5 protein-coding genes are annotated in these 10,483 nt (G+C 73.2%); all 5 read right to left on the bottom strand.

Going from position 1 to position 10,483, the window contains the following annotated elements:
• Nucleotides 1-2,333, bottom strand: a 2,333-nt coding sequence (locus tag D7W79_RS31610; RefSeq protein ID WP_120529096.1) for a hypothetical protein, incomplete at its 3' end; no start/stop codon positions are given.
• 3 nt (nucleotides 2,334-2,336) lie between these two features.
• Complete coding sequence (locus D7W79_RS31615) at nucleotides 2,337-7,052, bottom strand: alpha-2-macroglobulin family protein (RefSeq protein ID WP_120529097.1); 4,716 nt, start codon at nucleotides 7,050-7,052, stop codon at nucleotides 2,337-2,339.
• The gene (locus tag D7W79_RS31620; RefSeq protein WP_167497764.1) at nucleotides 7,049-8,653 is read right to left on the bottom strand and encodes a hypothetical protein; all 1,605 of its coding nucleotides are present in this window, start codon (nucleotides 8,651-8,653) and stop codon (nucleotides 7,049-7,051) included. The genes D7W79_RS31615 and D7W79_RS31620 overlap by 4 nt, the downstream gene beginning before the upstream one ends.
• Nucleotides 8,650-9,417, bottom strand: coding sequence for a DUF1175 family protein (locus tag D7W79_RS31625; RefSeq protein ID WP_244222079.1), 768 nt, complete (start codon nucleotides 9,415-9,417; stop codon nucleotides 8,650-8,652). Before D7W79_RS31625 ends, D7W79_RS31620 begins: the two co-directional genes overlap by 4 nt.
• A 30-nt stretch (nucleotides 9,418-9,447) precedes the next feature.
• Nucleotides 9,448-10,356 carry a DUF2135 domain-containing protein gene (locus D7W79_RS31630; protein WP_120529100.1) on the bottom strand — a complete coding sequence of 303 codons (909 nt, stop codon included), beginning with the start codon at nucleotides 10,354-10,356 and terminating at the stop codon, nucleotides 9,448-9,450.
• Nucleotides 10,357-10,483: the final 127 nt, after the last annotated feature.

Below are 10,483 nucleotides of genomic sequence, written 5' to 3' on the forward strand. Positions count from 1 at the left end.
CCTTGTCTCGTGGGCTCGGAGAGGTGTATAAGAGACAGCTCCAGGAGGGCGTCGCTGGAGAGGCCGGGACTGGCCTTGGCGGCTTCGACGTCCAGGCCCTCGCCGTGGCCCCGGCCCTGCCCTTCGAAGAGGACCTGGGGGCCGTCGAAGGAGGCGCGCTGGGGGCAGGAGGGAAGCTGGAGGCCGGCGCGCAGCGTGTCGCACGGCAGGGAGCGCGCGTCCTCGTAGGGGGCGCTGGGGGTGCCTTCGGTGCGCAGGTAGCGCACGCGGCCGGACTCGAAGCGCAGGGAGACGAGGTGGGTGCCCAGCAGGTCCTCCACCTGGGCGCGGGAGCGGGCTTCACGCCACGGGGTGGATCCGCCCTGCGAGAAGGTGAGCCACGCGTTCCACTTCAGGGGCGGGAGCTGGAGGGCGCGGGATTCTTCCGGGCGGATGCGCACGGTGCCCCGGAAGGCCTGGCAGTGGGTGGTGTCGCAGAGGGCGCGGCCGGGGTGGCGGGTGTCGGCGTGGCGCTCGTTGTGCGCGGCCACGCGGGCCAGCGCGACGCGGGCCTCGCCCTGGAGCGTGACGTCCTCGGCGGCGACGACGCCGGCGGTGTACTGCACGCGCGTGGTGCGGAAGACGAAGTCGGAGCCGCGCCGGGCCTTGAGCGCGCTGGGCGTGGTGGGCACGCCGGGCGGTGGGCGGTACGGCGGGGGCGTGGACCCGGTGAAGACGCCCGCGTAATCGCGGCCACCGTCGGGGCCGTCCGGGAAGCGCACGCGCCAGGGGCTGCCCAGGCAGACGGCGGGGCCCTTCGCGGTGAGCGCGTCCAGGCGAGAGAAGTCCGGTGGCGCGGCGCGCGGCGTGCCGTCCTCCAGTGAGAAGCCCGCGCCCGCGCAGCGGGCCTCCACGGTCGCGGAGGGCAGCAGGCCGAGCACCTGCACGCGCGCGGCGTCCAGTCCTGCCTGCCGGCGCACGCGGGCGAGGAGCGCGGGGAGTTCGTCCACGAAGTGCCGGGGCATCTTGCCGGGCCGCACGATGACGGCGACGAGGTCCGCGTCCACGGCGGCGATCCATCCGAACTGGGGGCGGCTCGCGGCGTCGCGCACGGTGCCTGTCTTGGTCGCCACGCCCTTGAGCGCCTTCGACGTGGACAGACCGCTGAGCGTGCCTTCGTCCACGTTGCCGGTGAGGAGCGCGAGCACGTCCGGCCGCGCCTCCGCGAGCAGCCGGTACGCCTGCGCCATGCCCCAGGGGGACAGCCCATGCGCGGAGCGGAGCCCGATGGCCTCCGTCATGTCCGAAGGCAGCCCGGTGAGGCCGACGGCGGAGAGCACCGGTCCCCAAACGCCGAAGGCCTTGGGAGCGCGGCCCATGGCCTCCCAGTCCAGGAACCAGCCGTTGCAGGAGCGCAGCAGCGCGAGCCGCGCATCCACCTTCGGTGGGAGTCCCGCACCGCACGCCCACTCCTGCACGCCCGGGCGCGGCGGGAGCAGGGGTGGCGCGCTGGCGTCCGTGACGGTGCCCGCTCCCACGGCTGTCGCGGCTCCGGCTTCGCCGCTGGCACCACGGGGCGGAGCACTCGCATCCCCTCGTGCGACAACAGTTCCCGCCGCGTACAGGAACGGCTTGAGCGTGGAGCCGTAGGGCACCGCCCGGCGCACGTCGCCTTCCGTGAACAGCACCTCTCCCGAGTGCCGGCTCACCACCACCGTGGCCGCCTCGGGCGCGAGCACCGCCACGTCCGCCAGCTCCTCCACCGTCAGGGGCGCCGCCCACCGTGTTCCGTCATGACACTGACGCAACCTGCGCGTCAGCGCGGCCGGAAACCCCGTGTGCTCCCCGAGGATCCGCGCCAGTCCCCTCCTCGCTCGCGGCGTGTCCACCGCCGGTGCGCTCGCCACCTCCTTCGCCGCGCGTGACAGCGACTGATAGGGCCCGTCGCGCCACGCGGGCAGCTCGCCGCTCACCGTCAGCGCGAAGGCCTCGTGGAAGAGCCGGTCCTCGCTGGACGCGGGACAGGCCCACCAGAGCAGCTGGTGCGCAAGCTCATGCCGCAGCGCCGTGCGCGTCCTCGCGTCCAGCACTCCCGGCGCGTTCTGCCGCAGCTCCACGACGCCGGGCCGGCCCTGCGCGTTGCGCTCGGGCGGCAGCGCCGTTCCCTTCTGGAGCGTCACGGTGGCGGGGGCCCTCGTGGGAAGGCCGCCCGCCTGCGCCGCGTACTGCGCCTCCAGGGATGTCCAGGCGGCCTGGGCCTCGCGGCGCAGGTCCGCCTCGGGCGTCACATCCCCCCGGGTGACGAAGCCAGGCGAAGCCGACAACAGCACGGCGACGGCGACGGCCCACCCCATGGGCTACAGGTCACTCACGGACGTCTTCGAGGGCACCACCTTCAGCACGTCCGACGCCGTGCGGCCCCGGATGCGCGCCGAATACATGTCCTCGATGGTCGCGGGCGGCGCCGCGAACGTGCCCGCGAACTGCGCGCGCATCACGTAGCCCACCGTGCGCGGGCTGTTGCTCCACCACGAAGGCTCCTCGAAGAAGAACGTCGCGTGCGAGGGGTCCAGCTGCCGGCGCTTGAGCGCCTCCGGCGCCAGCGGCAGCGAGTGCGGCGGCCCCCGGAAGGCCTTGTCCTCCTGGAGCGGGACGAAGCCCGCCGGCACCGCATCCTCCACCACGTAGTACGCCGAGCGCGCCCGGTTCTCCCCGCGCGCGTCCAGCGTCAGCTCCACGTAGACGTCCTCGCCCTGGGACACCTGCGTGCCCGCGTCCAGCTTCACCTTCCCGCCCTCGCGCAGCACGTAGTACGCGCGCTCCACGGACATCCCGTTCACGCGCGGCTGCACGGCCTTGAGCGGCGTCATCGCGGCGGCGCGCAGCGTGGCCACGCCGTCGAAGCCGCCCACGTCCACCGTGCGAGTCCCCGCAGGCAGCGTGGCGACGAGGCCCATGCCGCGCGCAGAGAACTTCACCGGCGCCGAGGCGCCCTTCACCTCCGGCGGCGCCATGCCCTTGAACGCCTTCGCGTCACGCTCCACCAGCCAGAGCGAGTGCAGGAGCGCCGTGCTCCGGTCGAACGTGGACAGGCCCGGCTCGCTCAACATCTCCAGGATGCGCTTGCGTGCGCGTGTGACGTCCAGCGACCCGAACGACGCCGCGTGCGCGGTGATGGCGGTGAGGCCCACGCGCCGCAGCGGGAAGCGGTAGAACGCCTCGGACATCTCCGCCTCGCCCTTGAGCCCCGCGAGCTTCGCGAAGCCCTCGCCGCTCTCCTTCACCAGCCCCTGGATGCGCTCCTGGAGGCCGGGCTCCTTCATCACGCCCGCCTTCTCCGCGGCCAGCACCGCGAGCGCCAGCGGGTACAAATCACCAGGCTTCGCGGCCTCCACCAGCGCACGCACCCGCGCCGCCTGACGCGGACCCTGAAGCCGCGCCAGCACGTACGCGCGCGTCGCGTCGTACTCCGGCGACAGGCCCTCCTGCGCCTCCAGCCACTTCGCGCTCTCCTGGATGCGCGCGTCGTCGCGGTCCACCAGCCCCGCCTCGGACGCGTACGCCAGGCCGTCCAGCGCGATGAGCGTGAGCGGCAGGCTGGGCTCGCTGTAGCCGCCGAACCACGTGAAGCCGCCGCCCTTCACCGCGAGCCCCAGGATGCGGGCCGTCCCCTGCACGGAGCGGCTGCGCGCCTCCGCCAGCAGCGACTGCGATTCGGGGTCCAGCTTGTCCAGCGCGCCCGCCTTCTGGAGCACCTGGTACACCGCCACGTTCGGCACCGTCGTGGAGACGAGCTGCTCCAGGCACCCGTACGGATACGTGAGCAGCTCGCGCACGTTGGTGAGCGCCGCGTCCACCGTGGACGGCTGGAGCACCAGCTCCACGCGCGTCAGCGCCGCAGACTCCGGGGCCTCCAACGACAGCGCTCCGCCGCCCCACGCGCTCACCTGCACCGCGTCCTCCACCGCGGCCGGCGCCACGTCGAAGCGCTTCAGGTCGCGCAAGGGGTCCTTGCCGCCCATCACGTCCACCGCGAGCTGCGCCGGGCCCGTCTTCGCCGCGCGCAGCGTCACCGGCACCACCTGCTCGCCGCCCTGGCCCAGCTCCACCTTGCGCTGGAGCACTTCGGCCTGGAGCGAGCCGCCAGGACGCAGGCTGACGTCCAGAAGCTGGCTGCCCTTGGACTTCTCACCGGCGGCCAGGCGCACCGACGCGAGCGCCTCGTCGCCCTCGCGCAGGAACTGCGGCAGCGCCGCGTAGAGGTTCAGCCCGCCGCGCGAGGCGAACTCCGCCGTGCCCTCGCCGAAGCGGCCGGACGTGTCCGCCGCCACCGCCGTCACCACCCAGAGCGTCTGGTTGGAGGGCAGCGTGAAGCGCACCGTCGCGCGCCCGTCCCGGTCCGTCACCACCGCCGGGTCCCAGTGCGCCGTGTCCTTCTCCAGGTCCTTCGCGTTGCGGGTGGGCGGCTTGATGGACGCGAACGCATGGTCGGGCAGCCCCGCCATCTTCCGCGCCAGCTGCTCGCCGTAGCCGTAGCCCTGGAACTCCGCCGAGTAGAAGCTCGTCACGTTGTCGCGCGCCGGCGGATAGAAGAAGTCCAGCACGCCCGGGCGGAACTCGGACTGGATGGCGTAGACGGCCTTGTCCACCACGCCCACGGACAGCTGCGCGGACACGCCGTTGCCGTCGCTGTCGGTGACGCGCACGTCGATGGCCTGCTCCGTGAGCGGCAGCGCCTCCGCGCGGCGCGGCTGCAACGCCACCGTGAGCGTGCGCTCCTTCGGCACCACGCGGAAGGACACCGTGCGCTCCTCCCAGCGGCCCGTCGCCGTGGGGTACGCCACGGACGCGTACACCGCGCTGCCGAAGCGCTTCTCCACCGGGAACGTGTGCACCAGCGTGCGGCCCGTGAGCTTCACCACCGTGGTGCCGTACAGGCCCGCGCCCGTCAGCGTCACCCACACGGGCCCCGCGTCCCGGCCGCCCTGGCCCCAGCCATCCGGCATCAGCGCCACCAGCTTCGCGCTGTCCCCCGGCGCCAGCGTGCCGGACAGCGACGCGAGCGTGAGGTTGGGCACCTGCGCCACGGGCTCATCCGCGCCGCCGATGACGAGCAGCGACTCCTCGCCCGTCCACGCCTCGCCCTTCTTGTCCTTCACCGTCACGCGCGCGAGCACCGTGCCCACGTCGGAGGTGGGCACCTTCTGGCGCGACGTGCCGTCCTGCTGCGTGGTGAAGGCCTGCGTGCCCAGCGCCTTCTCGCTGCCGTCCGCGCGGCGCAGCACGAAGGCCACCTGGCCCGTCGTCACGCCATAGGGCTTGCCGGACAGCGTGGTGGCGCGCACGGACAGCTGCGCGTCGGAGCCCTTCTGCACCACCGCGTCCGAGTACCGCGCCACGCCCAGCACCTCCACCTTCGACAGGAAGAAGGCAGCGGTGCCGTTGGCGAACGTCTCCTGATCATCCCGCGCGCGCACGGTGAGGCTGTAGCGGTACGGCAGCCGCTCCTCGCCCGGCTTGAGCGCGGGCACGGCGACCTCCACCTGGGCCTCGCCGTCCGCGTTGAACTCGCTGGCGGTGGACCACGGGTCGTCCGTGGCCTCGCGCTCCGCGACGGAGGAGTACAGCCGCTCCGGCACGCTCAGCTTGCCCTCGCTGCTGGACGCGGTGCCGTACGTCACCGCGCTGCCCTGGCCGCCGCGGCCGGAGTCGTCCACCCACGCGGGCGCGTCCAGCAGGCTGCGGTAGAGGAACACCTCGTACTTCGCGCCCTTCGGAACGCCGCCCGCGTAGCGGCGCGCGCGCACCGTCACGCTCACCGTGGAGCCCGGCACCACCGTCTCCGACGCCGGCTGCACCTCCAGGTAGAACGTGGGCTTCACGTAGTCCTGCACACGCGCCTCGCCCTGGTAGGGGCTCGCGTCCAGGTCCGCCTCGATGCGCAGCACCCCCGTGCCCAGGTCGTCCGGCACCTTGAGCGTGCCGTTGAACGCGCCGAACTCATCCACCGCCGCGCGCGTGATGATCTCGCGGCCCTCCTGCGACACCAGCTTCACGCGCACGTCGCGCTTCTTCGGGGTGAAGAGGCGCGCGAGGAACGTGTCCGGCTGACGCACGAGCCCGCGGAACTTCACCTCGTTGCCCGGCTTGTAGATGGGCCGGTCGCTGTAGATGAACACGTCCGGCGCCACCGCCAGCGTGGAGTAGAAGTCCGTGTCCACGATGGCCGTGTCCTGCCCGGCCGTCACCGTCGCGATGATGCGCGGCTCCGTCACCGCGAGCGTCACCTCGCCCTTGTCGTCCGTCGTGCCCGAGGGGCCCTTGCCCGTGGGCAGGTACACCTGCACCTGCGCGCCCGCGCGCGGCTGCTGGTCCCGCCCCGCCGCGCGCACCAGCACCTGGCCGTCGGTCTGCTTGAGCTGCACGGTGACGTCGCTGACGACGAGCACCACCTGCCCCTCCACCCGGCCCTGCACCAGCTGGAGCACGTACGTGCCCGCCGGCAGCGGCGCGAGCAGCACGCGGCGCTCCTGGAAGCCGCTGCCGCTGTCGCCCGTGTCGAAGCCCGGCACGTTGAAGTCGCGGTTCGCGCCGCCCAGGTCCAGGTTGAGCCACTGGCTGCGCACCACGGAGAAGCCGGGCGGCGTACCCACCAGCTTCTCCGGTCCTTCGGCCACCTTCGCCAGCGGCTCGCCGGACGACGACGACTCCGGCGGCTTCGGCAGCGCTTCACCCACCTCCTGGCGGAACGCGGGCGACAGCGCCTCCATCAGCACGAGGCCCGGCGAGCGCACCGCGTTGAGGCCCCGGCTCAGGCCACGGCCGGGGTTGAGCAGCGTGGGCGGCGTCTGGTACGCGCGCCGCAGGTCGCCCTGCGCGCGGATGAACGCGTCCAGGTTCGCGGGCTGGAGGACACGCAGCTCCACGGGGCCCTTGTCCTCGAAGGCGACGTCCACCGCCACCGGCTCGCCGCTGCCGTAGGAGCGTGGGACGGTGATGTAGAGCGGCTTGGCCAGCGCCACGCCGGACAGCAGGAGCGCGGCCAGCGCCGCGAAACGCAGGGAGGTCTTCATGTCCCGAACCCTTCCGACAGCATGACGTAGCCCTGCACGTTGCCTCGGAAGCCCAGGTACGGCAGGGCCTCCAGGTCGCGGCGGGCCGCTTCGATTTCAGGAGGTGCCGCCTTGGGCATGGGCGCCGAGCGGTCCACCCGCGCCTCGGACGTGTAGCCGTCCATCGCGAGCCCGCTGAGCAGCCGCCCCGTGTTGATGCCCAGCACCACGGAGGAGGGCGCGCGCAGCCCCGCCACCACCGGGCCCGCGGCGTTGAGCATGTTGGGCGCGCGGCCTTCACACGCCTTCTGGAGCCGCTCCACCTCCTGCGGGCTCGTGGCCAGCACCACGTGCTTGCACAGCGTGGCGCGCGTCAGCGTCCGCGCGCCGCCGGAGAACAGCGCGGAGAGGCCCTCGGCGTCCTTCTCATCGCCCCACAGCAGCGCCAGCTCCGGCTCCAGCGACGTGCTGCCGCGCGGCGTCCACACCAGGGCCACCTGGCGCGTGCGCGTCCGGGGCTTTCCCTCGTTCTTCCAGAAGGCGTTGAGCTGCGCGGGCTCCAGCGACTCCGGCAGCGTGAGCTGGAACGCGAACAGCACCGGCGTGTCCTCCGGCACCAGCTTGAGCAGGTCGTTGGAGAGGGGCTGGCCGCTGGCCGCCATCGCGTCCTCGCGGAGCTTCCCGGCGATGCCCTTCGCCACCAGCCGGTCGCCGTCCACGCGCAGCTGCAGCCGCGTGTTCTCGCCCAGGCCCAGCACGTGGGTGAAGAGCTGCGCCTCGCGGCCGTAGGCGTTCGGGTCGAAGCCCACCTCCACGTCCACGCCGTCGTCCGCGTCCAGCTCCGGCAGCGGCGAGCACAAGGCCTGGAGCACCACCACCGGGTGGCGTGAGAGCACCAGCCGGTCCTCGCCGCGCGCCGCCCAGACCGTCTGCTCCGCGACGAGCCAGCGCGACAGGTGGAAGCCGCCGTCGGGCGCCTTCTCCGCCATGCTGGAGGGGCAGCTCTCCGCGACCATCTCGCCGCGCTTCGCCACGGCGTCCAGCGCGTCCCACGCGGCCTGCGACGTCTTGTTCGCCTTGGGGACGATGAGCGCGGGCGTGCCCACGCGCGCGTCGCCGCTGAACCACACGGTGCGGAAGGGCGTGTCGAGCAGCTGCCCCGCGACGACGTCCAGCACCGCGCCCTTGAAGGACGCCTTCAGGTCCGTGCCGGTGGAGCCCAGGAACGCGGCCCAGCCGCTCACGAAGCCCTGGCCCAGCGGCTTGTCCCACTGCGCCTTCAGCCACGCATTGCGCGCCAGCGCGTCGCGCACCTTCGCGGGCGAGTGCACGTCCACCCAGATGGCGGCGGTCGCGCCAGCGCCGGGCACCTCCATCTTCGTGGGCTCGGAGGGCACGTCCGGCATGCCCTCCACGGTGGCGCCGGCGGACGGCGGGCCCTTGGGTTCGCCGGAGGAGAAGGCAGGGCCGGAGCCGCCGCCACCGCCGCTCTTGCGGCCGATGACGAAGGCCCCCACGCCGACACCCACGACGAGGGCGCCGATGAGCGCGATGCGCACGGCGGACGAGGGGCCCTTGCCTCCGCCTCCAGCGGGGGGCGGCGGGCTCACGGGAGACGTCATGACATCCACTCCTTGAAGCGGAAGAAGCCGAGGAAGGCGGCGTTGGCCGGCACGGGGCGCCACTCCAGCGGCGCCTCGGTGGCGAGCGAATCCAGGATGCCGGTGCGCACGCGCGCGCCGGCCTCACCGGGGTGGTAGACGACGCGCGCGGGGGCATGGGCCCGGTCCTCCGGGCGCACCACGAGCATCAGGTGGAAGACGGGCCCCGCGTCGTGCTCCTGGCGGAAGGCCAGCACGTCCCCGGTGCGCAGCTGCTCGCGCACGTCCGCGCCCCGGCCCAGGGGGACGAAGTTGCGGCTGATCAACGTCTCCGCGTCCGCGAAGTCCGAGGGCCCGCGAGCGTCCTGCCACAGCGGCGAGGCCAGGCGCTCCGAGGCCACGCGCCGATACGCCGTGCGGTACGCGTAGCGGATGAGGCCCGCGCAATCCCGCTGCGCCGGCTGCCACGCCGCGTCCGGGGCCTTCACCTGCGCGAGCGCCACCTGCGCGACCTCCCGGCGCAAGAGTCGCGCGCGAGTCTCCGGAGCGACCGGCTCCGCCGCGATGACCGCGCCTTCACGCGTGGTGGACGCGGGAGGCCTCGCGCGCGTCTCCGGAGCGATCGACTTCGCCGCAGCGACCGAGCCTTCACGCGTGGTGGACGCGGGAGGCCTCGCGCGAGGATCCACGGGGGACCGGGTCGCCGGGCCCTGCGCGGACACGGGCGGCGTGCCGGACGGAACCGGGGCGGCGTGCAGCAACACCGTGAGCATCAGGACGCGCATGGCGGGGCCGTGCCGGGAGCGCCGGTCGCTTCAGTAGCCGCCTTCGCTGTCGCCTTCGCCGGAGTCGCCGCTCGTCTGGAGTTCCTTGAGCGCCGCCTCCAGGTTCGTGGGCCAGCCCTTCCCCTTCGGCTTCGGATCCGCGGAGGGCACGTACACCTCCGCCTGCCCGTCCCCCAGGATGTTCACCCACGCGAGCACGCGCGTCGTGCCGGGCGTCGCCAGCGGGATGCGCACGCGGCGGCGGACCTCGCCCGGCGTGCCCTCGAAGAGCGCCAGGTTGAGCGTGGCCACCGTGTGCGCCTTGTCCCCGCTGGGCCAGTAGTTCGTCGCCACCAGGTACACGCCCTTCGGCGGCGCGCGGTGGATGTAGAGGTACGGGCCGTACGCCGGCTGGTCGAAGTCGCCGCCCTGCTCGTTGAGGAAGAACGTGCCGCCGGACGGGCTCTCCGTGTTCGCCCAGTACACGTGCGCCATCGCCTTCACGTCCAGCGTGTCGCCCGCGCTGCTCGCGTCCGTGGGCTCGTAGATGTGCAGGTCCGTGTAGACGCCGTCCGTGTCGCTCGTGAGGATGGCCTTGAGCGGCACCGGGGGCACCTGCGCGTAGCTCGTCGCCTGCGTGCGCGCCGTGCCGCCCTTGTTCGTCGCCATCACCGTCACGACGTTCTTGCCGCTGGCCGCGGGGAACTTGCGGCTGAAGCGCCCGCCTTGCGTGCGCATCAGGTAGCGGTCGCCGTTGATGGACACGACCACCGGATCCACCGTGGCGTCGCTCACCGTGCCCTCGATCAGCATCATCCGGTCCACCGTCCACCCGCCGGACGGCGCGCTCAACACCACCGTGGGGACCTTGTCCCCCCGGCCAATGGGCACACCCTGCTGGCGAGCGGAGACCGGCGGCGCCGTCTGCGACAGCAGCCCGGCGAGAAGGACAGAGAGCATCATGGAGCCTGGGAGCCTGGACGTGGGTTGCGCGAACCGCGTGTCCGCGAAAGGACACAGCGTGCGGCAAGCTCCTGCCCGTTTTCAAGCCACCCGCCCCCGACCGGTGCCACGGCCCGGGAAGCCC

It is taken from the genome of Corallococcus exercitus (assembly GCF_003611585.1).
In the GTDB taxonomy this organism is placed as follows: Bacteria; Myxococcota; Myxococcia; order Myxococcales; family Myxococcaceae; genus Corallococcus; species Corallococcus exercitus.